This window comes from Bartonella sp. B10 (assembly GCF_053794435.1).
The window spans coordinates 1,192,986-1,215,318 of sequence record NZ_CP200030.1 but is presented as its reverse complement, the minus strand read 5'-3'; the positions used below and the strand labels follow the sequence as shown (position 1 = coordinate 1,215,318).

Annotated in this window: 17 protein-coding genes and 2 pseudogenes; 8 read left to right on the top strand and 11 right to left on the bottom strand. The window is 35.8% G+C overall.

Annotated elements, in window-relative coordinates:
- Positions 1 to 76: 76 nt before the first annotated feature.
- The 4 genes and pseudogenes from V3565_RS05125 to xseA all read right to left on the bottom strand — a co-directional run bounded on the left by V3565_RS05125 (position 77) and on the right by xseA (position 7,136).
- On the bottom strand, positions 77 to 1,699 hold the full coding sequence (locus V3565_RS05125; RefSeq protein WP_455478113.1) for an ABC transporter substrate-binding protein: 1,623 nt from the start codon (positions 1,697 to 1,699) through the stop codon (positions 77 to 79).
- Between the two features lie 297 nt (positions 1,700 to 1,996).
- A pseudogene (locus V3565_RS05120) lies at positions 1,997 to 3,622 on the bottom strand (ABC transporter substrate-binding protein).
- Positions 3,623 to 4,976: 1,354 nt separating this feature from the next.
- Positions 4,977 to 5,603, bottom strand: coding sequence for a DNA-3-methyladenine glycosylase I (locus V3565_RS05115; RefSeq protein ID WP_455478112.1), 627 nt, complete (start codon positions 5,601 to 5,603; stop codon positions 4,977 to 4,979).
- Positions 5,581 to 7,136, bottom strand: a pseudogene (xseA, locus tag V3565_RS05110) (exodeoxyribonuclease VII large subunit). The gene V3565_RS05115 and the pseudogene xseA overlap by 23 nt, the downstream one beginning before the upstream one ends.
- A gap of 409 nt (positions 7,137 to 7,545) precedes the next feature.
- On the opposite strand from xseA, the gene V3565_RS05105 reads away from it, so the two are divergent.
- Entirely contained in the window at positions 7,546 to 7,827 is a 282-nt protein-coding gene (locus tag V3565_RS05105) for a DUF6460 domain-containing protein (RefSeq protein ID WP_455478111.1), read from the top strand.
- A 24-nt stretch (positions 7,828 to 7,851) separates the two neighbouring features.
- Here V3565_RS05105 and V3565_RS05100 read toward each other — a convergent pair whose 3' ends face one another.
- From V3565_RS05100 to V3565_RS05090, 3 genes are all read right to left on the bottom strand, one after another.
- On the bottom strand, positions 7,852 to 8,652 hold the full coding sequence (locus tag V3565_RS05100) for a TIGR02186 family protein (protein ID WP_455478110.1): 801 nt from the start codon (positions 8,650 to 8,652) through the stop codon (positions 7,852 to 7,854).
- Between the two features lie 2 nt (positions 8,653 to 8,654).
- Complete coding sequence (locus V3565_RS05095; protein WP_455478109.1) at positions 8,655 to 9,575, bottom strand: sulfite exporter TauE/SafE family protein; 921 nt, start codon at positions 9,573 to 9,575, stop codon at positions 8,655 to 8,657.
- A gap of 203 nt (positions 9,576 to 9,778) precedes the next feature.
- Positions 9,779 to 10,570: a hypothetical protein gene (locus V3565_RS05090; protein WP_455478108.1), complete on the bottom strand. Its 792-nt coding sequence runs from the start codon at positions 10,568 to 10,570 to the stop codon at positions 9,779 to 9,781.
- A 592-nt stretch (positions 10,571 to 11,162) separates the two neighbouring features.
- Between V3565_RS05090 and V3565_RS05085 the strand changes: the two genes are divergently transcribed.
- Genes V3565_RS05085 through V3565_RS05075 form a run of 3 tightly spaced genes read left to right on the top strand, consistent with a single transcriptional unit; the run spans position 11,163 to position 14,538 of the window.
- A complete protein-coding gene (locus tag V3565_RS05085; protein WP_455478107.1) occupies positions 11,163 to 11,909 on the top strand; it encodes an electron transfer flavoprotein subunit beta/FixA family protein in 747 nt (248 codons plus the stop codon).
- A gap of 43 nt (positions 11,910 to 11,952) precedes the next feature.
- Complete coding sequence (locus V3565_RS05080; RefSeq protein WP_455478106.1) at positions 11,953 to 12,873, top strand: electron transfer flavoprotein subunit alpha/FixB family protein; 921 nt, start codon at positions 11,953 to 11,955, stop codon at positions 12,871 to 12,873.
- 3 nt (positions 12,874 to 12,876) lie between these two features.
- On the top strand, positions 12,877 to 14,538 hold the full coding sequence (locus V3565_RS05075; protein ID WP_455478105.1) for a 4Fe-4S dicluster domain-containing protein: 1,662 nt from the start codon (positions 12,877 to 12,879) through the stop codon (positions 14,536 to 14,538).
- 398 nt (positions 14,539 to 14,936) lie between these two features.
- On the opposite strand, the gene V3565_RS05070 is transcribed toward V3565_RS05075, so the two are convergent.
- From V3565_RS05070 to V3565_RS05055, 4 genes are all read right to left on the bottom strand, one after another.
- Positions 14,937 to 15,728: a pyrroline-5-carboxylate reductase gene (locus V3565_RS05070; protein ID WP_455478104.1), complete on the bottom strand. Its 792-nt coding sequence runs from the start codon at positions 15,726 to 15,728 to the stop codon at positions 14,937 to 14,939.
- A 393-nt stretch (positions 15,729 to 16,121) separates the two neighbouring features.
- Positions 16,122 to 16,490, bottom strand: coding sequence for a YraN family protein (locus tag V3565_RS05065; RefSeq protein WP_455478103.1), 369 nt, complete (start codon positions 16,488 to 16,490; stop codon positions 16,122 to 16,124).
- A gap of 4 nt (positions 16,491 to 16,494) precedes the next feature.
- Positions 16,495 to 17,385, bottom strand: a complete 891-nt coding sequence (rsmI, locus tag V3565_RS05060) for a 16S rRNA (cytidine(1402)-2'-O)-methyltransferase (protein ID WP_455478102.1) — start codon at positions 17,383 to 17,385, stop codon at positions 16,495 to 16,497.
- A gap of 48 nt (positions 17,386 to 17,433) precedes the next feature.
- Complete coding sequence (locus V3565_RS05055; protein ID WP_455478101.1) at positions 17,434 to 18,528, bottom strand: Mrp/NBP35 family ATP-binding protein; 1,095 nt, start codon at positions 18,526 to 18,528, stop codon at positions 17,434 to 17,436.
- 679 nt (positions 18,529 to 19,207) lie between these two features.
- Between V3565_RS05055 and rpmH the strand changes: the two genes are divergently transcribed.
- From rpmH to yihA, 4 genes are all read left to right on the top strand, one after another.
- Entirely contained in the window at positions 19,208 to 19,342 is a 135-nt protein-coding gene (rpmH, locus tag V3565_RS05050) for a 50S ribosomal protein L34 (RefSeq protein WP_455476768.1), read from the top strand.
- A 142-nt stretch (positions 19,343 to 19,484) separates the two neighbouring features.
- A complete protein-coding gene (gene rnpA, locus V3565_RS05045; RefSeq protein WP_455478100.1) occupies positions 19,485 to 19,877 on the top strand; it encodes a ribonuclease P protein component in 393 nt (130 codons plus the stop codon).
- Positions 19,867 to 21,690: a membrane protein insertase YidC gene (gene yidC, locus V3565_RS05040; protein WP_455478099.1), complete on the top strand. Its 1,824-nt coding sequence runs from the start codon at positions 19,867 to 19,869 to the stop codon at positions 21,688 to 21,690. The genes rnpA and yidC overlap by 11 nt, the downstream gene beginning before the upstream one ends.
- Positions 21,687 to 22,331, top strand: coding sequence for a ribosome biogenesis GTP-binding protein YihA/YsxC (yihA, locus tag V3565_RS05035; protein ID WP_455478098.1), 645 nt, complete (start codon positions 21,687 to 21,689; stop codon positions 22,329 to 22,331). Before yidC ends, yihA begins: the two co-directional genes overlap by 4 nt.
- The last annotated feature ends 2 nt before the right edge of the window (positions 22,332 to 22,333 follow it).

Here is a 22,333-nt window from a genome sequence, read left to right as displayed (position 1 = left end):
CATACTTATAGTATCAAAGCTTAACGCTTATTCGCATGCTATTAAATAAATCTAATTAAAATCATTTGTAATACTCTTACACCTCTTTTTGTATCTTATCATAATAAATCCTATAACTATTCCAAACCCATTTTTTTACTTTAGATCCTATACCAATGGTATAATATGTCTGAAATAAATAAACCATAGGACCATGCTCAAGCATATAAAGCTGTAAATCGCGATATTGCTTAAGGCGTTTATTTTGATCTTTCTCAAACCAAGCATCCATCACCATTTTATTTGCTTTTTGATCATAATAACCCGCACGCAAAGCCAAATACATACCATGATTTTTGCTAAAGGTTGGATCAGGATTAAAAACACTATGTAATGAAGAAGGGTGTGCATCTGGATCAGCTGAGTGCCAACCCATGATAGCCATATCATAATTCCCGCCACGTACGCGCCTAAGTAACTGAGCTTGTGCCATTTTTTCAATTGTAAGCTTAATTCCAATTTTGCGCGCAGTTTCTTGAATAGACTGCGCAACAGGCAACATATAAGAAAGGCTACCAATCAAAAGGTGAGCTTCAAAACCATTGGGGTAACCTGCTTCATTTAGCAGCTGTTTTGCTTTTTCTAAGTTCAGCTTAAAGGGTAATCCCTCTTTTTCATCCAAAGATCCAGGCACACCCAACGGCATATAACTTGCACGTGGAATCGCAATCCCTTTTAAGACAGTTTGACCAAGATTATCATAATCAACTAAATAACGTAATGCCAGCCTCACTTTTTCATGAGACAACGCAGCATGCCTATTATTCAACGACAAATAAATAGATTGCGGACGTAAAATACGCGCAATTTTAACCGCCCCTTCTTTCTTTTCAATATCTAAAATATCTTCAGAAGAAAGATCGCGCGCTATATCCACATCTCCTTTTTCTAAAAGCAATCTCTGATTTGCAGGCTCGGCTACATGAAGAACAATAATTTGCTTAATTTTAGGCAAACCGCCCCAATAATGTTGTTGAGCTTGTAACACAATTTTATCACCAGAAGTCCAGCGCACCAATTTATAAGGACCAACACAAGCTGAATGCGTAGCTAAATATTTATTCCCCATATCACCATTGATACTATTTGCTTCAACTGTTTGTCGATCAAGCAATGCAGACGCATAAGACTGCCCAATAACACTCAAAACTAAAGGTATTGGATAAGGCTTGTCAAACCTTAGTTGCAAAGTTGTATCATCAAGAGCTTGAATATTTGTTTCAATATTATCTTTTGTAAAACCATAGTCTGTTAAAGATTGAGCGTAGCTGTACCCTAATTTAACAATCCGCTGCATTGACCAAGCAAGATCATGTGCTGTTGCTTTTCTTCCATCATCAAATCTCAAATCATGACGAAGATGAAAAACTATTGTTTTTTCATCTTCTGACACATCCCAAGATTGAGCCATAGCAGGACGAATTTTCGTAGCATCATCCTGATCAAACTGCACTAATGCACTGCACATATTCAACAACAGTTCACTTGTTATAGTTGTAAGTGCTTGTGCTGGATCGAAGTTGCTTATGGCATCGATATTCCATGCCATAACCAATGTATCTTTAGGCGGTACACTTAAAGAAGACGAAGTGGACATACTCAGAAAACAAATCGATCCTAATGCAATACAAAAGCTTTTAAATGCCTTTTTCACTTTCATCTTATTTTCTACCTTTGTATTTTTGTGCTTCATGTACGAACAATACAATTATAATTTTTTACTTGCTTTATCTAAACATAGCAAAATCTCGCAAGAAACCCTTCAAATCTCTTACTGTATAACTAAGATTACAGATCATTCGCAAGCCCTTTAAACATCTTTGATGATATAATCAAAATTTTATCAACACTGCTTTGCTACATTCTAAATTGCTAAAACACTCCAAGCAGAAAGACCTTTTTGTAACCTAGTCTCATCATCATTCCTTACTCGATGTTGACATCACCTAACACATGATTATTTCTCAATTAAATTATAGAAAATATCCGGCCCATTATTCCAAACCCATTTTTTAACAGAAGGTGCAACAGATACCCTGCTATATTTTTGATAAATAAAAGCGTAAGGCCCTTTTTACATAAATTCATGTTGCAAATTCATATACTTTTCTATTCGCTTTTGTTTGTCTCTTTCAAATAAAGCATCTTCAACTTTTTGATTCAAATCTGCATCAAAATAACCATGCTGCCAACTAGGATAAGCCGTATTTTTAGCCTCAAATCGATTATCAGGATTAGCAACAATACGTGAAGCCATCGTATGAGGATCAGCTGAGTCATTATTCCATCCAACAAAAATTGTATCAAAAGCACGAGCATACAATTTTGAGAACAATTGCGTACCTGCTAAACGTTCAATCTTAAGGTGAACCCCAACCTTTTCTGCATTATCTTGAATCGACTGAGCAAGTGCCAAAGTGGAAGTAGATGATCCTACTAAAAAATTTGCCTTAAATCCGTTTGGATAACCTGCTTCAGTCAAAAGCTGCTTAGCCTTTTCAAGATTCAATTCAAAAGGCTGCCCTTCTTTTTCATTCAAGGCTCCTAAAACACCAATGGGAACAAAACTTGCACGCGGAATAGCAGCACCTCTAAGGATTGTCTTTTCTAAACCATCATAATTAATGAGATAACGCATAGCCAAACGTACTTTTTCATTAGCAAAAATAGGGTTTGTAACATTAAACCCCCAATACATCATAGAAGGAATCAATACCCTTTCAACTCTGATATCCGTCGTCGCTTGGAGATCTTCTAAATCATCAGGCGTTAAATCACGCGCGACATCAACATCTTGCTTTTGCAACAACAAACGCTGCGTACCTGGTTCAGAAACATGACGAATTAAAATCTTCTTGAGTTTAGGTGCTTCACCCCAATAATGAGGACTCGCCTGCAACAAAACTCCTTCACTAGGACGCCAATTTTTCAACTGATATGGTCCAACACAAGCAGAATTAGTCGTCAAATATTGAGCTCCCAAATCACCATCTTTTTCGTGTTTCATGACTGTTTCACGATCAAGCAACATAGCAGTAGTACGAGAAGTGATATGATCAAGAAGAAGCTCACTAGGATAAGGCTTATCAAATTTCATAACCACAGTTTTATCATCTATTGCTTGAATAGCGTCATCAGCTTTTTCTTCTGTAATCCCATAATCTGTAAATGTAGCCGCACCAGCTAACTTCATTTTTATAGCCCGTTTCATGCTCCAAACAAGATCACTGGCACGAGCAGGACGACCATCAAAAAACTTTAAATTATCGCGTAAATGAAAAGTGATTGTGGTGCTATTATCATCACCAGAAACATCCCAACTTTCTGCAAGCCTTGGCTCAAGCTTAGTAACATCACTTGGAGAAGAAGCTACGAGAGTATCACAAACATTATTAATAATTTCACTGCTGTAAACATCATTTAGTTTTGCAGGATCAAAAGAAGTAATTGCATCAATATTCCAAGCCATCACAAGCGTATCATCAGGTGTTTTGGCTGGAACTTGTTGTATAAATACACCCATAGCGACAAAAACAGAAATAAACGAACTACTTCCCTTCAATATTTTTCTTCTCAAGTTCATAAGCTTTCCTTTTTAAGGTTATTGTATCAATTAATTATTTCAAGATGACACAGAAAATTTATAACAATAAAGGCCAAATCAACATGATTTAACCACCCACACATAATTGTTCTTTTTTATTTATTGATTGAAACATCAAATGTACATCCCAATAAAACACGCAAAACACTATCAATTAGCTAGTTAACACCACACATAACAACGCGGTCTTGCACATGATGATAGACTATGTACAAAGCCACCGTGTGGAAATTATAGACTTAATTATCTCCTTAAACCATATAAACAATATGAATGTGCAAGCTTTAAAAATAACTTTATACTTCTAAAAATATAACTAAAAAGCATACACTTGTCTTTAACACATTATAGCGGCTGAATTAAGCAATTGACGAAAAACAAAACGCTGTCCTCAGTAAAAACCATCTATTTTTTGAAAGAGAAGCACGGCAAAACTCTTTTTTTAAACCTACAGCACAAAATACTTAATTAAACAAAAAATCACTACAAAAAGCGCCTATCTCTCTAAATGATATCTTTTTGCAAACACAAAAACCAAAAAGAAAGAACATAACAAAATATACTCTACTTATTGGTTATTTGTAAAAATAGAATTTATCATATTACCCCCCAAAAAATATAATTAACCATAAATCCCAAATTTGACGTTTACCACTGCTTCACGTCTATAAAGATCTATGAAAGTTTACTTTTAACGATAAATACTAGAAACCTACCTAAGCCACGCAGTAAACAACAGCTTATCTAAGTAAAAAAAGCTCACGCACAACAAAGTCCATTCCTAAGAAATAGGAAAGAAATTATCAGATAATAAAATTTAACACAAGCACTCTATTATCATTTTATTCTGTATTTCATACATACAGCATTTTATTATAAGATGATACGAAAGCTACTATTCAATACAAAACTTACTAAATATATTTTATTTAATTTCAAAAAATGAAACAACACATAGACACTGAGTACCAACAAACTGGAGACCAATTTGTCTTCGCTAACAACCATTGTAAAATATCTATTTTTGCCTTATAATCTCTGTCATACAAATCAATGATAGATAATACAACTACCAAAAGCTCAGAGCTCAGCATCTACTACTAATGGCCCCAGCAATATCAGAAATAAAAGATTTCAGAAATCACTAAATGCTTTATTACTTTATTCTAAAGTAAATATTGCTACATTTATTAAGATCAATCCTAAGCTATTTCCCATTAAAAATTACCAAGTAAAACAAGAAGGCTAAACTATAAAAAACTCTTTTACACTCTGTCTACTATCCGATTCAATACTAGATTCATCCTTCTATAATAAAAGGATGTTAACAAATTTAACGACAAAAACATCCTTCAAGATGATCATTAACAATCCCTATTGCCTGCATAAAAGCATAACAAATTTTAGGACCAACAAATGTCCAACCACGTTTTTTTAAATCTGCAGCAAGACGAAGAGAGGCAGGAGTAATGGAATTATTTTGCAGTACTTGAAAATTTATCTTTTCAAAGCGTTCAGAGGGCGGAGGCTGAAAAAACCAAAAATATCGAGACAAACTTCCCCATTCTACAATTATTTCTTGCGCCTTGATGGCATTATTAACCACTGATTGAATTTTTCCCTGATGGCGAATAATGTTTTTGTTCAACATCAACATGTTAATTTTTTCTTCATTATAATGAGAAATTTTTTCAAAATCGAAATAGTCAAAAGCTTGGCGAAAATGAGAAGTTTTTTTCAAAATTGTTAACCAAGAAAGCCCTGCCTGAAAACTTTCAAGACAAATTTTTTCAAACAAAAGACGATCATCAAAAACAGGTTTGCCCCACTCATTATCATGGTAAATACAATACAATGGATCAGTTCCTGCCCATGAACAACGAACTTTTCCATCTGCACCCATAAGAAGCCCTTTATCGAGCTCTAAATTGATCACATTAAAAGAGCGTTCCTTGATCATCTTGCTTTGATTTTATTCGTTTAGATTTTGCAGAATGACTAAGAACATGGTCGCGCGCCAACACACTTATCTCACCATCAAAAAAGCGTAAATTTACAGCGCCTTTTGCAGGAAACTGAATTAACCGTTTAACGGGTTTATTATCTTGCCCCAAAGCCAAAACAAAACCACGTTCTAAAATATTTTGATACGAAGTACTTTTTAAAAGCCTATATGCTACCTCTATTTTAGTACGTTGCTTTTCAATATTGCATAAAAAAGCGCGATTAAGACGCGAAGTATATTCCTTTGTGTTATGCTGCGCTCTTTCAATATTTAATAAACGAAAAGAGAGGCGTATGCCAAGCACATGAAAACAAAAACGCTTTTTATCATGGCTGACATAAAGAGCGCGTCGTAATCGATTTGAAATTTCATCAAAACTTTTTTGTGCTTTTCCAGTATTTAATAAACGTGGTGAAAAACGTATAACAACTGCATGAAAATAAAAACGTTTTTTATCATAACTTACACAAAGAGCACGCTGCAATCGACTTGAAATTTCATCAAAACCATGCCGAGGTAAAGCCAAGAGCTGATCAGCCGTAGGAAGACTTCGTACAAATGCACGCAATCTTTGTTGATGAAAGTCAAAATAACGAGAAATTCCTGCACGCAAACGTGCACCAAGTGATGCAATTTTCATTTCGAGATCAAGCTTGACAGGCACAGCTCGTTCTGCTGCACCCGTAGGAGTTGGAGCACGCCAATCAGAAACATAATCAATCAGAGTCCAATCCGTTTCATGACCAACAGCAGAGATAACCGGAAGAGATGACGTATAAACAGCACGAACAACATCTTCATCATTAAATCCCCATAAATCTTCTAAACTTCCCCTCCCCGTGCAACAATAATAAGATCAGGCTTAGGAACAAGCCCCTCTGAAGGTAACGCATTAAAACCTTCAATAGCAGCAGCTACTTCCCGACCACTCGTCTCTCCTTGAACTCGTACAGGCCAAACTAAAATATGCAATGGAAAACGATCCGATATACGATGAATAATATCGCGAATAACCGCTCCTGTTGGTGACGTTACAACGCCTATAATTCGTGGCATATAAGGTAAAGGTTTCTTCTTGGTTGCATCAAACAAACCTTCATCTTCAAATTTCTTTTTTCGATTTTCTAAAAGTTTCATCAAAGCGCCAACTCCTGTTGGCTCAAGAGCTTCAATGATAATTTGATATTTCGATGAACCCGGATAAGTTGTAAGCTTACCTAAAGCAATCACTTCCATTCCTTCTTCAGGAGGAAATTTTAACTTTTCCATAATTCCACGCCAAATAACAGACTCTAACCGAGCTTTATCATCTTTTAAGGCAAAATAAGCGTGACCTGAAGCATGTGCACCACGATAACCTGATATTTCTCCGCGCACACGCACATAACCAAACTTTTCTTCAACAATACGCTTTAAAGCTCCTGCTATTTCAGAAACACTAAATTCTATTACATTCGTAGCTGCTGTTTTTTCAATAAATAAGTTCATAATTCTTTTCAATTCATAGACACTGCAACATTGAATCCTAAGATCACAACAAACATATATCGATCAAAATGAACATAATATCCATAAATAGGATATTTTGGATATCATATCCTATACACAACATACTATGCAATCATAAGAAAAGTTTCGATGTACTCAAATCTTCAACACACTAAAAAAGATGTAAACAGCTACCTATTCATTTTTTTTAAGCCAAAGATAAATCTAAAGGAAAAATACTATTAAAAAACCTATAAAATCTTAATAAAATACATAGATAGCGCAAATATGACAAAAATATCATGAAGAAGAAAACGCAAAAAAGAAACTATAAAACACTTCAACTACTTCTTTATTCATAAGAATCACAGTATACAACTATGGTACAATATACTAGAAAGTATACAAAATGACCAAAAGAAGAAATATTTCTAATGCTCTTCACTCATTTCTTGGAGGCACATCAGGATATGTTATTGTGAAGTTGTTCATCTTTTCACTGCTCGTTGGGTTCGTAATGAATATTCTTGGATGGACGCCTTATGATATTATAAAAACAATAATAGAATTTTTTAAATCTCTATGGAAAACAGGATCTATAACTCTCTTTGTCTTCTTTCGTATGATTATGATGGGAGCGATTATTGTTGTGCCCATTTTTATATTATGGCGGATTTTTTACAAAAAATAAGTACCTTAAAGAAATTCCTTATTGTTAATCCCTTTGCAAAATAAAACGACATAAAAATCCTGTACTAACGGCTACGATTACCGCGATAATACCATACAAAAAACTGTGCTTATGAGCCAAATTGAAAATTGTATAGGCAATATGTGCTTTAACAATTTCAAAAGTTGTTATCGCGCTATCAATAAATTGCCCATCACGAAAAAGGTAAGCATGAACTTGATAATGCCCAACAGGAATATTTGCCGGTAATCGAAAATGTGCTGTAAAAAGTGAGCCAGAACCAAAACGAACGCCGCCCACCTCCTCATTATAAAGTTTTTTAGCTTTTTGCAATTTTATAAACTCATTACGAAAAGTTTGTATTTTTTCTTGATCTTTTTCATCAGTTTGCAACAAAAAATAAGATAATCCTAACCCCAAGCGTCTATAATTTTCAGCACTAGTAATGTCATCAATCTCACGCGTTGTTACCATTGAATAAAAGAGAGGAACATTTTTAAAAATGAAAGAATCTGCATTAATCCAAACTCCAGCATTACGCTTCTTTTCCCGTATGACTATGGGGCGAGTCTGCCCTGCCAAGCTAACAGCAATATCATAACGGTTCTGCCGAGAATATAAGGGATCAATATTTTCTAAAACGCCCGCGATATAAAGATCATAACCATCAAAATATGCATCCACCATAATCGTACTTGTCGTTACGATAATTTGGATACTTTCATGATTAACTGACGTAGGTTCTTTATCAACATACGCCGATACAGACAAAGATACTACGCAAAACCAGATCGTAATGATGCATAAAGAAAATAATTTACCCATTTTTATATCATAAAAATATCCATAGAGAAAAGATTATTAGGGCGTATAAATAATTGAAAAGCTAAACGCATACATAAAATCAACACTAAAAAGGCAAGCGCCATACGCAATTGTTCAGCTTTTAATTTTTGCCCAGCTCGTGTTCCGTATTGCACACCAATACTTCCTCCAAGCATAAGCAAAAAAGCTAAAACAATATCAACGGACTGATTACTCATACTTTGCAAAACTGTAGTAAAGGAGGACACAAATGTAATTTGAAAAAGTGAAGTCCCTATCACGACATTGGTTGGGACACGCAAAAGATAAATAAGGGCAGGCACCATAAAAAAACCCCCACCAATTCCCATAATAGAAGATAATAACCCCACAATAAAACCAATTCCTAAAATCGGAATGATACTAACATATATCATAGATGTTCGAAAACGCATTTTAAACGGGAGTCTATGGATCCAAAGATGTCGACCAGCAAGACGAAGGTGATTTTTTTGTACCTTGCGTTGTCGAATCATCCCAAACCAACTCTCGATAATCATTAAACTTCCTACACTCCCAAGAAGAACAACATAAAGAAGCGAAATGATTAAATCTAATTGACCCAACTTCTTCAGAACTAAAAAAATCTGAACTCCAATTAAAGAACCGACACCTCCCCCAATCGCTAAAAGAATACCAAGTTTGATATCAAGAGTACGTTTTCTAAAATGCGTAATCGCCCCTATTACAGACGATGCTATCATCTGATTAGCCCCTGTTCCAACAGCAATAGCAGGAGGGATATTATAGAAGATCAATAAAGGTGTAATTAAAAAACCTCCACCAATCCCAAAAAGACCTGAAAAGAATCCAGCCATAACTCCCATACCAATTAAAATTAGCATGTTTAATGACATTTCAGCAATTGGCAAATAAATACTCACTTACAGAGCCTTCAATATAGTTTTTGGTTTGTTTTGGATAGTTGTAAAGATCTTCTTCAATAAGCTTTGCTGTATTTTTTTAAACAAAATCTTCAGATGCCACAGATACTCTTGCAAAATTACGAACCGCCCACGCATCCCCCTCACATGCATCAATTTAACGCAAAATCACAAAATTAAAAACTACATTCTCTTTAAAAGAGCTAAAAACATAACGTTGCCCCTACCATAAATGCAATAATTAGAAAATAAGCAAACAATTTTTTTACGGAATAACATAAAGAAGAGATAATTTCAAAAAACCTTGTTTTTGATGAAAACAGACACTGACTATCTGCAATAGAATCATGAGGTGCTCGAATCGCAGAACATCTATCGTCTGTTTTAGAAGGCACGGTAAGCCCTTCAACCTCTTTTAAGGAAGAGGATATGACATTAGTTGATGAAGAGCTCTCCCTGTCTTGCTGCAACACATTCATGGTACGCGTTTTGATTGTATTTGAGCTATCTTGCTTCAAAAAATTAGACACTTTTTTGTGAGAAGAATGATTTTGGCTTTTCTCACATTCCGCATGAGCAAGATTATGAATAACTGAAGCGGGCGACTTTAAATGAGAAATATTATGCGTTATCGCACCATTACCATCTTTTAAGCTGTTATTTTTATGATGTAAACTCTGAACAAGCATTTTAATCTGCTCTAAATGTTCAAAAAACTGTTTTTTTTCCTGACGCCGCGTGTAATGCTCGGCCAAAATTGCCCTACTAATATCATCTAAATAAGATTTTAAGCTATTATCCATCCCCCTCTGTAATGTCGAATGATGACGAGGTGGTTGCTTCACCTGCATTTGTGCATAAATAGAGCGCAATTTGGTCGCAATATCATGCATTGCCACTTCAATAGGCTCGCTTGTCATATTCTCTCGTTCAATAACAAAAGAAGAAGGTTTATCATGCGTAACCTGATTTATAATATGACTTTTAGTATTCACAAACACTATCCCTAATCTATCTTCTTTAAAGAACTGCACAAATACGCAAGAAGTGTGCTATATTTTAGTAAATATAGCTTTAAAAAAGCCCAAAAATGTCCAAAATAATGATATTTGATTTGTCTCCTATCAATATTTGAGCTAAAAAACACTTCCTCATTTTATTTTTTCACCATTTTGCTATGATTTTTTCACCATTTTGCTATTATTATTGTACACGCATCATATCTATCATAAACTGAGCACGCGGAACCAAAAAAGGATATCTTTATTTTGTCATTTATAACTCGCTCTTAACTTCTCTTATTGCAAATACCTTTCATAAAATTATTTTATAAATTTTTATGAATTCGTTTAATGTTTTGAAGTGAAAACCCTTTAATTTTTTACTATTTATGAAAGTAAATAAAGCCGTTAATTAAGCTATAAAAATGAAAAAATGTTTGATAACAAAGATATAAAGAATACAATCCAACGTAAGAAAGTTGATATAATATAAAAACCTCTTATAATTAGAGATGTAGTTCTAAACTATTTTGTTTCTCGTCATTATGACTATAAATTTGTGATCACATGAACAAAGAGGATCATTATGAAGATAATTGTTGCTGTCAAACGTGTGGTTGATCATAACATCAAGATACGCGTCAAACCAGATAGCACAGGTGTTGATCTATCCCATGTAAAAATGTCTATGAACCCTTTTGATGAAATTGCTGTAGAAGAAGCAATCCGCCAAAAGGAATCTGGTAAAGTTTCAGAAGTTGTTCTTGTGTCAATTGGATCAGAAGAAGCGCAAGAAACCTTACGAACAGGACTTGCAATGGGTGCTGATCGCGCTATCCTTGTTACCACTGACAAAATACTTGAACCCTTAGCGATCGCAAAAATCCTTAAAGCTATCGTTCACGAAGAAAAACCAGATATGGTTTTTCTAGGCAAACAAGCCATTGATGATGATAACAATCAAACCGGACAAATGCTAGCTGCCCTTCTTGGTTGGGGACAGGCGACTTTTGCCTCACATCTAAGCATAGAAAATGGACACGCTACCGTCATCTGCGAAATAGATAATGGTACACAAACTATTTATCTCCCTCTTCCCATAGTGATGACTGCTGATTTACGATTAAACGAACCTCGTTATACCTCTTTACCCAATATTATGAAAGCAAGAAAAAAAATCATCGAAAAAAAGGCTCTTACTGATCTTTGCGTAGACGTAAAAACACGCTTGACTGTTCTTAGCATCGAAGAGCCACCTCTTCGTCAATCTGGTGTTAGAGTAGCAAATGTAGCGGAACTTATCAGTGAACTAAAACAAACAAATCGCATTTAATATTTGATAACCGATGCATAAAATGCATAAAAGGATAAAATCTATGGCAGTTCTCTTATTGGCTGAACGCAATACAGAAGAAACCGCAAAAGTTCTTACTGCTGCTCGAGAAATAAGTGATAATATTGATATTTTGGTTTGTGGAACAAAAGCTCAAGAAATTGCAGAAAACTGCGCCCAACTGGTTGATGTTCGGCAAATTCTTATTGCAGAAGCTGATTATTTAGCGCATCAACTGGCAGAACCTATAGCAGATACAATCGTAAAACTGGCAGACCATTATAATGTGATCATGGCAGCTTCCACCAATATTGGCAAAAGTGTGATGCCGCGCGTTGCTGCTATTCTTGATATTATGCAAATTTCAGACATTATTGCAGTTGTTGCGCCTGATACTTTCAAACGACCAATTTATGCAGGAAATGCTATTGAAACTGTAAAAACCAATGATCATAAAAGAGTTATCACAGTCCGGACAGCTTCTTTCATACCAACTCCTAAAAGAAATGATACCGCCCCCATTAACACAATAACACCCGAACCCAATCCAAATCTTTCTTCTTTTGTTAAAGCAGAAATCAATAAAAGCGATTGTCCTAACATTACTTCGGCACGTATTGTTGTAGCAGGAGGACGTGGCATTGGTTCGAAAGAACAATTTATGGAGCTTCTTTTGCCTCTTGCAAAAAAACTAAAAGCTGCCTTAGGTGCTAGCCGAGCAGCAGTTGACGCAGGATATGCCCCTAATGATTGGCAAATTGGACAAACAGGAAAAATCATTGCGCCTGAACTTTATATCGCTGTTGGCATTTCTGGCGCAATCCAGCATTTAGCTGGTATAATGGATGCAAAAATTATTGTAGCTATTAACAAGGATGAAGAAGCTCCCATTATGCAAATTGCTGATTATGCTCTTGTCGGCGATCTTCATCAAATTATTCCTGAATTGGAGAAAGCTTTATAAGTCATGAATTCATCTATACATCACCAACGCGAAAGCATGGAATTTGATGTAGTAATTGTGGGGGCAGGACCAGCAGGACTCTCTGCCGCAATTCGTCTGAAACAGATTAACCCTAATCTTTCTATTACAGTCGTTGAAAAAGGCACTGAAGTCGGTGCACACATTATATCTGGTGCAATTTTTGATCCAATCGGCATTGATACTCTCTTGCCAGAATGGAGGAGTGAACATAATCATCCTTTCAAAACACCCGTTACTCGTGACCAGTTTTTTTTTCTTAAGCAAAAACATGCTACTGTAATTCCTAATATTTTTCATCCAAAAATCTTATCAAATAACGGCTGCTATATTGTTTCACTTGGTGATGTTTGTCGCTGGCTAAACAAAAAAGCTGAAGCACTTGGCATCGAAATTTATCCTGGTTTTGCTGTATCAGATGTCATCCAAAATGATAATGGAGCCATCATTGGCGTTCTTACAGGTGATATGGGGCTTGAAAAAAATGGAGCTCCCGGAAAAAATTATATGCCTGGTATGGCCTTACTAGCAAAATACATTCTGGTTGCAGAAGGGGCACGTGGTTCAATTACAAAAAAATTGATAAAAAAATTCGATCTCAGCAAAAACCGTGAACCACAAAAATTTAGTCTTGGTCTCAAAGAGCTTTGGGAAGTTGAGCCTTCAAAACATAAACTTGGTTTAATTCAACATTTCAGCGGCTGGCCATTAAACAATGACACAGGTGGTGGTGGTTTCCTTTATCACCAAGAAAATAATTTAATTTCTGTCGGCTTTGTTGTACACTTAGACTATAAAAATCCGTACCTTTCTCCTTTTGAAGAATTTCAACGTTTTAAAACACATCCTAAGATATATGATGTTTTGAAAGGTGGAAAACGCCTTTCTTATGGAGCGCGTGTCATAAATGGCGGTGGCTGGCAGTCTGTACCAAAATTAACCTTTCCAGGTGGAGCACTTATTGGCTGTTCTGCAGGCTTTGTTAATGTTCCTCGAATGAAGGGATCACACAATGCCATATTATCCGGAATATTAGCAGCCGATAAAATCGCTGTAGCTCTTGCTCAAGGTCGCTATCATGATGAAGTCAAAGAAATAGAAGAGCACTGGCGGAAAGGCCCCATTGGTAAAGACCTGTATAAAGTACGCAACGCAAAGCCACTCTGGGCAAAATACGGTACAAGATACGGAATTAAACTTGCTGCTTTTGATATATGGTGGCAACAGCTATTTAAATTTTCCTTATTTAAAACACTCTCCCATGGAAGAGAAGATCATGCATGTCTTGAACCAGCAGAAAAATTTCAAGACATTTCTTATCCAAAGTCAGACGGCATTGTAACCTTTGACCGTCTTTCAAGTATCGCACTTTCTAATACGCACCATGAAGAAAATCAACCTTGCCATTTAAAAATATCGTCACTAGAAAAACAAAAAAACTCTGAATATGCAATCTACGGAGGACCTTCTGCACGCTATTGCCCTGCTGCTGTTTATGAATGGATAAGTCATAATAATAAACACACTTATGTTATCAACGCTTCAAACTGCATACATTGCAAAGCATGTGACATCAAAGATCCTAACCAAAATATCAATTGGACCTGTCCGCAAGGAAATGAGGGGCCAATTTATCCCAATATGTAATTATTTATTCATTTTCTTAAAAATCAAAATCTATAACAGTTCAGTAAATAGCAGCACTTTCTTTTAAATCAGCATTTCATACTTTACTACCAATAAATCTAGTATTTTTACCAAATAAAATGTACTTTATACTATCACACAATAAAATATTTCAGAGCATTGCGTTAATTTTTTGCACTCTAAAATATATCATACGCTTTTATTGAGAAATTCTCACAATTTAGGCAATAGGATAACTACGAAGATATTTTCGTTTATCAAAGAAGAATTTTGAATATTAATCCTTTGCTGAACCTACACAGCAGACAATTTTTAAAATGCTGTGTTCACACAAATAGAACAATCGCACTAATGTCCTACCCGTGTAGATTAGAGAAGAAAATATAGATCAAGTATTTTTAATTTTTAGATAAAGCATTCATTCTCTGCAAAGTAGTCTCTAGAGCTATTGTTAAAGCTGTCCTTCCCCCTTGGCGAAAAAAACAATTTGATAAGAGTTCGTTTGTCCCCCCCTTTGTTGAAAATTCTTTCTCAAGCAATGCAAAATCAAGGGATGCAGAACCATAAGTTGCTGTAATTTTACGCATTTCATCAGTAAGATTTCCAAACATCATGGCAAGAAAATCCGCTGATTGCTGTTTTTTTAACCCTTTTATTATAAACCATTGATGCGCAGTTTCTATAAAATTAAAATAAACTCCCATTAATGAACCAGCAGTCATAAAAAGATCAAACTGATCTTCTGCATCAAGTACCAATGTACCACCCAACGCATCAAATAAAGTACGTAAAAATGGATGATCTGGATAAATTGGAGTCAAATTTTTACATTCTGCTACAAAAGGAAGAGGAACAGCACGATAAACCTTATGATTGATCCATCCTTCCACTTCTGCTGCTTTTGCCATAGCAAGCACAGAAATGACAAGTTGTTCATGACGAAAACGAAGAGGACGCAAAATCTCTTCAGCAGTTTGATTGGGTAGACAAAGGAAAACGCAATCACAAGCATCCAATAATGCTTGGTTACTTTCAGCAATTGTAACCTTATTATAAGTATGTGAAAGGTGCTTTGCTATTTTTTCACTACGCGGCGAAACAATAATGGAAAGAACGTTAAAAGCGCTTGCCATCAAGCCATCCACCATTGAAGCACTAATCTTACCTGTTCCTAAAAAGCCAATCTTCATTTTTACTACTCGCTCTCATGATTTTAAATAGAATTGAACTGGTACTTCACACATTTTCACGCACATAAATCCTAATTGAAAAATTCAACGCATCACATAGCAGTAATAATTTAGTACTAAATAGATTTTGACTTATCAAAAAGAATTGCAAACGAGAAATTTAATCAACAACATTTTGATGATAAGATAAATAAAAAACTTAGATTATTTACAAGCATAATATGCATTACCATTAACGATTTGATAAATTAGCGCTACAAAAACAATTCACAAATCGATTGCAAATTTTTCATAATTATCCATATCCCATTCCTTACTAATATGCTAAAATTACCACCTAACATAAAAATGGAATGTTTTTTATCTATCATAACTTGTATAGTATAGAAATTCTTATTTATCAGCCGTGAAAAATGCTGGAATATGGTGCGGGAACCTCCATGGTAAAATCGCAATCAAATCAAATCGTACACATAAAAGGGAATGATCTTTTTGTCTCGCTAACCAAATATCAGCTGCCGCTTCAATACGCTTTTCATTTATCCTAGAAACCGCAGCCATTGCTTCAGCTAGTGTTGAACGTGCTTTTACCTCAACTATTAAAACAAGATTTCCACGCCGCGCGATTAAATCAATTTCACCACATTTTGTTTTAAAACGAATTTCAGCAATGTGAAATCCTTTGAAACGTAACCACCAAGCTGCCCATTTTTCTGCACGAACACCTCGATAAAAAGATTTTTTTCTGTGTTCTTTTTGCATAATCTCACAACATATTCTTTAAAAAAGTTAATCGCTGAAACAGTTCTTGCTTTTTTAAACCAGTTTTTTTTGCAACCAAAGCCGCTGCTTTAGCAGCGGAATATACATTCGCCAATTCTAATAACATTTCATCAATCTCTTCCTTGTTCATCACTTCCAAAGAAGTTAATGCTTCCCCAACAAGTACAACAATTTCTCCACGAATGTGCGCTTGTTTTTTATAGATTTCGAACAAATTGCCTAAATTGGAAACATCCACCGTTTCAAACTTTTTTGTTAATTCACGACATATTGCAGCAGGCCGATCAGCAGAAAAAATAGAAACCATATCCTGCAAAGCATCGACAAGACGATGAGGAGATTCATAAAAAACTAAAGTTGCGGGGATAGTTATTAATTGTTTCAATCGCTTTTGGCGTTGCACCTTCCGCGCACTTAAAAAACCTGCAAAGAAAAAACTATCCGTTGGAAGCCCTGTTATTACAAGAGAAGCCAAAAGAGCCGATGCGCCAGGAATCGGAATGATTTTGTGACCAGCTTCACGAGCCTCTTTTACCAACTTAAAGCCAGGATCAGAAATAAGAGGCGTTCCAGCATCCGATATAAGTGCTACAGATTTATTTTCTGCTAGAGCAGCTAATAACCTAGATCCTACTTTTTGTGCATTATATTCATGGTAAAGAAATAATTTTTTCTGAATACCATAACGTTCCAACAAAATACGCGTTACACGCGTATCCTCACATGCCAAAATATCAACACCTGCAAGCACTTGTAAAGCGCGAATAGTTATATCTGCAAGATTTCCTATAGGCGTTGCCACTAAGTAAAGAGCTGGTTCTATAATGGGTGCAAAATAAGCATGAGCGCCTATAAAATATGATTTTTCACTCATGCCCTTCCTTCATTAATAATTAGCAAACCCTAATAGAAAAATACAAACTTAAAAAAATCTATTTTTCACTTGATCAATAATCGCACGATAAAGCTTGGCCTGATCTCCATCAGGCTTAGCAACAAATATTGGTACACCATTATCTGAAGAAGACCGTAAAGCTGCATCAAGAGGCACTTCTGCCAAAAAAGGTATATCTCGGCGTTCTGCTTCTGCACGCGTACCACCATAGCCAAAAATATCGTAACGTTTTTGAGTATCAGGAGCAATAAAATAACTCATATTTTCAATAAGACCTAAAATGGGAACACCAACTTTCATAAACATTTCTATTGCTTTACGAACATCAACCAAAGCAAGATCCTGTGGAGTAGAAACAATCAGTGCACCTGCCAACTGTACCTGTTGAGTAAGTGTTAATTGCGCGTCCCCTGTACCTGGTGGCATATCAACCACCAAAACATCAAGAGGATCCCATAAAACATCTCGCAACAACTGTGTTACTGCTGCCATCACCATAGGACCACGCCATACTAGTGGTTTTTCTTCTTCAACCAAAAATCCTATCGACATCAGTTTAAGACCAAATTTTTCAATCGGTTGAATCTTTTTTTCACCAACAAGTTGTGGTTTCTGATGAATAAGTCCTGTCAAACGCGGTAAAGATGGACCATAAATATCTGCATCCATCAAACCAGTTTTGAAACCAGCATCCTGCAAAGCTAAAGCGATATTTATCGCTGTTGTAGATTTACCAACTCCCCCCTTTCCAGAAGCAACTGCAATCACATGCTTCACTCCTTTTATAGGCATTCTGACAGGTAACGCGTTTGCTCGGCGTTTATGTGAAGAAAAAATTGCATCTTTATGTGATTTAAAAGATGGTTGTGAGTTTTTTTCTGCTGTAAGCGTAATAAAAACAGACTCAACCCCATCTATAGAACACACTACTTTTTCAGCAGTACGACGCAACGATTCCCATTCCTGTACACGCCCATCAGGAACTGTAATTGAAAAGAAAACTTTGCCATTAGCAATCAATATTTCCGAAAGAAGCCCCAACGATACAATATCGCCTTCAAAACCCAATACTTTGACTTTATGTAATTCCTTGCGGATAGCTTCACTTGTGATAGAAGTCACATTCTTTCCTCTCTATACAAATGCCAGAGAATACAGCGATAAGAATCCAAAATTTCTTAGGTTAATCATTTGCATATTTCCTATTTCTGTATGAAACTTATAAAGTGTAACCATCTCATACCTCATCATTTTTAAAATACCAAACCAACCTATAATAAAAAACTTCCAGCCCTTAATAAAAAACTATGAATGTAAAATCTATTACGAAATCTTATAAAACATACTTTATCGCACAATCACCTTAAAAATGTTCCTGTCACACTTCATAAAAATTATCTTCTACGTGCTTTAAAAGCCAAAAATCCGCAAATTTCTTATGCAGAAATGTAGCGGCTTGTATCAAGATTAGTACTTCATTATCACCATATAACAATAAAGCACTATTCTTCCCTTAGCCTTTTAGCGCCTTTGTCGTTCATCTGCGGTACATCGCAGACATTACAGTCATCACCATGAACTGAATCGATAAAACAAATAGTTATTCTCTTGAAAAAAGATAACGAATTGATGACAAACATTTGTTGTCTCTTTTCAAAAAATAGAAAAATAATCTAAGATTGACTTTTTTTATGTTTTTCCTTATGGGTTAGCTACCATTCAATAAGAGTAAGATTGTTTGCTGTAGTGCATAAAATGCCTATGGAACTAAGAAGGGCCGCACACCGCGGTATTTAAATAAATGAAACGTACTTACCAACCCTCTAAACTTGTCCGTAAGCGTCGTCATGGATTTCGTGCACGCATGGCAACGGTTGGTGGCCGTAAGGTCATCGCAGCTCGGCGTGCTCGTGGTCGGAAGCGATTATCTACTTAAATATTTAAAATTTCATGACAAGTTGGATATTGTTCATTCGGAAAATATAGCAGTTTTCATCACTTTTTTGTTATGGAATTTTTGTTATTAACCTTTTATTCCTGCTTCTGTGGGTATTTGCAAAATTTTGAAACGTCCTTTAATGAAAAGAAAATATCCCTGTCGTCTTCGTAAGAGAGCGGATTTTTTAGCTGCACGCACAGGAGAGAAACGACGTGGTCCTTTATTTCTGCTTGAAGTCAAATCTCGTGAACAAACAGCAGAAGCGAAGCATCCTCCTGTTTCTCGCGTAGGCTTCACCGTCACACGCAAAAATGGTAATGCAGTAAAACGCAATCGTATAAAAAGACGCTTGCGCGAAGCAGTTAGAGTTGGTTTAACAGGTAACATGGAAGCAGGGACAGATTATGTGATTGTAGCACACTCTGATGCACTACATGCACCCTTTACATCTTTGATAAGCGAATTAAGCAGACGCGTAAAGCAAAAAACAAAGTCTAAGAAACGGCAACAAGGTAATACAAATGGAATATAATCGCAATTTCTTTATCGCCATTGGTTTATCTTTTGTGGTTCTTATGGCATGGAATTTTTTTTATGTTATACCCACACAAAATGAACGACAACAAAGACAAGCAGTCATACAGCAATTAGCGCCTACAATTGCGAATACAAATTTCTCTAACGTTGCACCAACATACGAATCAGTATCTACAATAAATTATCCGATGACCCCTGAAACTCGGAATGCTGAATTAGCTAAAACAAACCGTATTGCAATTAAAACCAATGAATTAGAAGGATCAGTTAATCTTATAGGTGCACAATTTGATGACCTTTTTCTCAAAAAATATCACTTAACAGCGGATAAAAAGTCATCAAATATTGCGTTGTTAAATCCCAAAGGTTTTAAAACGACTTATCTTGCTGAGTTTGGTTTTACCAGTTCATCTTTACCTGCAAAAGCACTACCACAACCTGATACAGAGTGGCAAATAGAGAAAAACAATACAACACTGACACCTTCAACACCCGTTACCTTAATCTATAATAACGGACAAGGACAGATTTTTCGCCGTACCCTTTCAGTTGATGATCATTACATGTTTACTATTGAAGATTCTATCAGCAATGAAAGCGATCAACCAATATATCTTTCATCTTATGCTCGAGTTGCTCGTGCAGCTCCACCAGAGCATACAAACGCAACCTATTTACTCCATGAAGGCATGATTGGTATTGCAGGTAACTCGCTCAAAACCGAGCAGTACCAAAATCTAGCAGAACTTAGCCCAAATCCCGATAATGGCCAAAAAAGCATAACTTTTTCCAAAGTTACAGGAGGATGGATTGGCATTACTGATAAATATTGGGCTGTAGCGGTTATCCCTCCACAAAATAAAGAATATACAAGTCGCTTTATTTATTTTGATCACCTGAACACTCACTATCAATCTGATCTACTGGGTGAGATTTTAACTGTTGCTCCTAATGAAACAAAAACTGTTACAAATCATCTTTTTGCTGGGGCAAAACAAGTTGATATAATTAATCATTATCAAAATAAGCTACAAATTCAGAAATTTGCTCTTTTAATTGATTGGGGATGGTTTGATTTCATTACAAAACCAATGTTTTCCCTCATTGATATCCTTTACAAGCAAACAGGCAATTTTGGTATCGCTATTCTTCTTGTTACAGTTCTCCTAAAGATACTGCTATTTCCACTTGCAAATAAGTCTTATAAATCTATGGCTCGGATGAAGCTTATACAACCAATGCTGCTTGAAATTAAAGAAAAATATCCAGAAGATCGAATCAAACAACAACAAGCAATGATAGAGTTGTATAAAACCGAAAACATTAATCCTCTTGCAGGATGTTGGCCCATGTTGATTCAATTTCCAATATTCTTCGCTCTTTATAAAGTCCTGTATATTACAATAGAAATGCGGCACGCACCTTTCTTTGGATGGATTCAAGATTTAGCAGCACCTGATCCAACTTCTCTTTTTAACTTATTTGGCCTATTGCCTTATACAGTTCCAGCATTTCTTATGCTTGGTGCGTGGCCATTAATAATGGGGATAACAATGTTTTTACAAATGCGCATGAACCCCACTCCACAAGATCAAACGCAAGCTGTAGTATTTACTTGGATGCCTATAATTTTTACCTTTATGCTCGCTTCCTTCCCCGTTGGTCTTGTCATTTATTGGGCATGGAATAATATACTGTCGATAATTCAGCAAGGTATCATGATGAAACGTCAAGGTGCCAAAATTGAGCTTTTCGATAATCTGAAAGCTATTTGGCGTAAATCACCTCCGAAAGAAGTACACAAATGACAAAATGTCATCCATTTTCTGGAATTTTTTCTCGTAATTGGATTTTTATACGTAGTGTACCAACGATACAATTTCTTCCACCTGAAGGTCCGCCAGAGGTTGCATTTGCAGGACGTTCCAATGTTGGCAAATCATCCTTGATAAACGCGCTTGTCCAACAAAAGAGCTTAGCACGTACATCAAATACACCAGGACGTACACAAGAACTTAATTATTTTGTGCCTGACGGCTTCAGTGGACAGCAAGGAGATTTACCTCCTATGGCACTTGTGGATATGCCAGGATATGGTTTTGCCGAAGCTCCAAAAAGTCTAGTTGATGCGTGGACATTTTTGATTTTTAGCTATTTACGAGGTCGAACGACTCTAAGACGTGTTTATGTATTGATTGATTCGCGTCATGGAATTAAAAGGAACGATTCAGATGTTCTTGACCTTCTTGATAAAGCGGCTGTATCTTATCAAATTGTTTTGACAAAAAGCGATAAAATCAAATCAAGTGTACTTGACAAATTGGTAATAACCACAAAAATGAAGCTCTTAAAACGTCCAGCAGCTTACCCTGAGATTCTAACAACATCTTCAGAAAAGGCATTAGGTTTAGAAGAATTACGCGCAGCAATTTTACAAGCAGTAACATAATA

Coding starts and splice junctions, on each gene's coding strand:
- V3565_RS05125 (WP_455478113.1), bottom strand. CDS start 1,699: ATGAAAGTGAAAAAGGCATTTAAAAGCTTTTGTATTGCATTAGGATCG.
- V3565_RS05115 (WP_455478112.1), bottom strand. CDS start 5,603: ATGATCAAGGAACGCTCTTTTAATGTGATCAATTTAGAGCTCGATAAA.
- V3565_RS05105 (WP_455478111.1), top strand. CDS start 7,546: ATGACCAAAAGAAGAAATATTTCTAATGCTCTTCACTCATTTCTTGGA.
- V3565_RS05100 (WP_455478110.1), bottom strand. CDS start 8,652: ATGGGTAAATTATTTTCTTTATGCATCATTACGATCTGGTTTTGCGTA.
- V3565_RS05085 (WP_455478107.1), top strand. CDS start 11,163: ATGAAGATAATTGTTGCTGTCAAACGTGTGGTTGATCATAACATCAAG.
- V3565_RS05080 (WP_455478106.1), top strand. CDS start 11,953: ATGGCAGTTCTCTTATTGGCTGAACGCAATACAGAAGAAACCGCAAAA.
- V3565_RS05075 (WP_455478105.1), top strand. CDS start 12,877: ATGAATTCATCTATACATCACCAACGCGAAAGCATGGAATTTGATGTA.
- V3565_RS05070 (WP_455478104.1), bottom strand. CDS start 15,728: ATGAAGATTGGCTTTTTAGGAACAGGTAAGATTAGTGCTTCAATGGTG.
- V3565_RS05065 (WP_455478103.1), bottom strand. CDS start 16,490: ATGCAAAAAGAACACAGAAAAAAATCTTTTTATCGAGGTGTTCGTGCA.
- rsmI (WP_455478102.1), bottom strand. CDS start 17,385: ATGAGTGAAAAATCATATTTTATAGGCGCTCATGCTTATTTTGCACCC.
- rpmH (WP_455476768.1), top strand. CDS start 19,208: ATGAAACGTACTTACCAACCCTCTAAACTTGTCCGTAAGCGTCGTCAT.
- rnpA (WP_455478100.1), top strand. CDS start 19,485: ATGAAAAGAAAATATCCCTGTCGTCTTCGTAAGAGAGCGGATTTTTTA.
- yidC (WP_455478099.1), top strand. CDS start 19,867: ATGGAATATAATCGCAATTTCTTTATCGCCATTGGTTTATCTTTTGTG.
- yihA (WP_455478098.1), top strand. CDS start 21,687: ATGACAAAATGTCATCCATTTTCTGGAATTTTTTCTCGTAATTGGATT.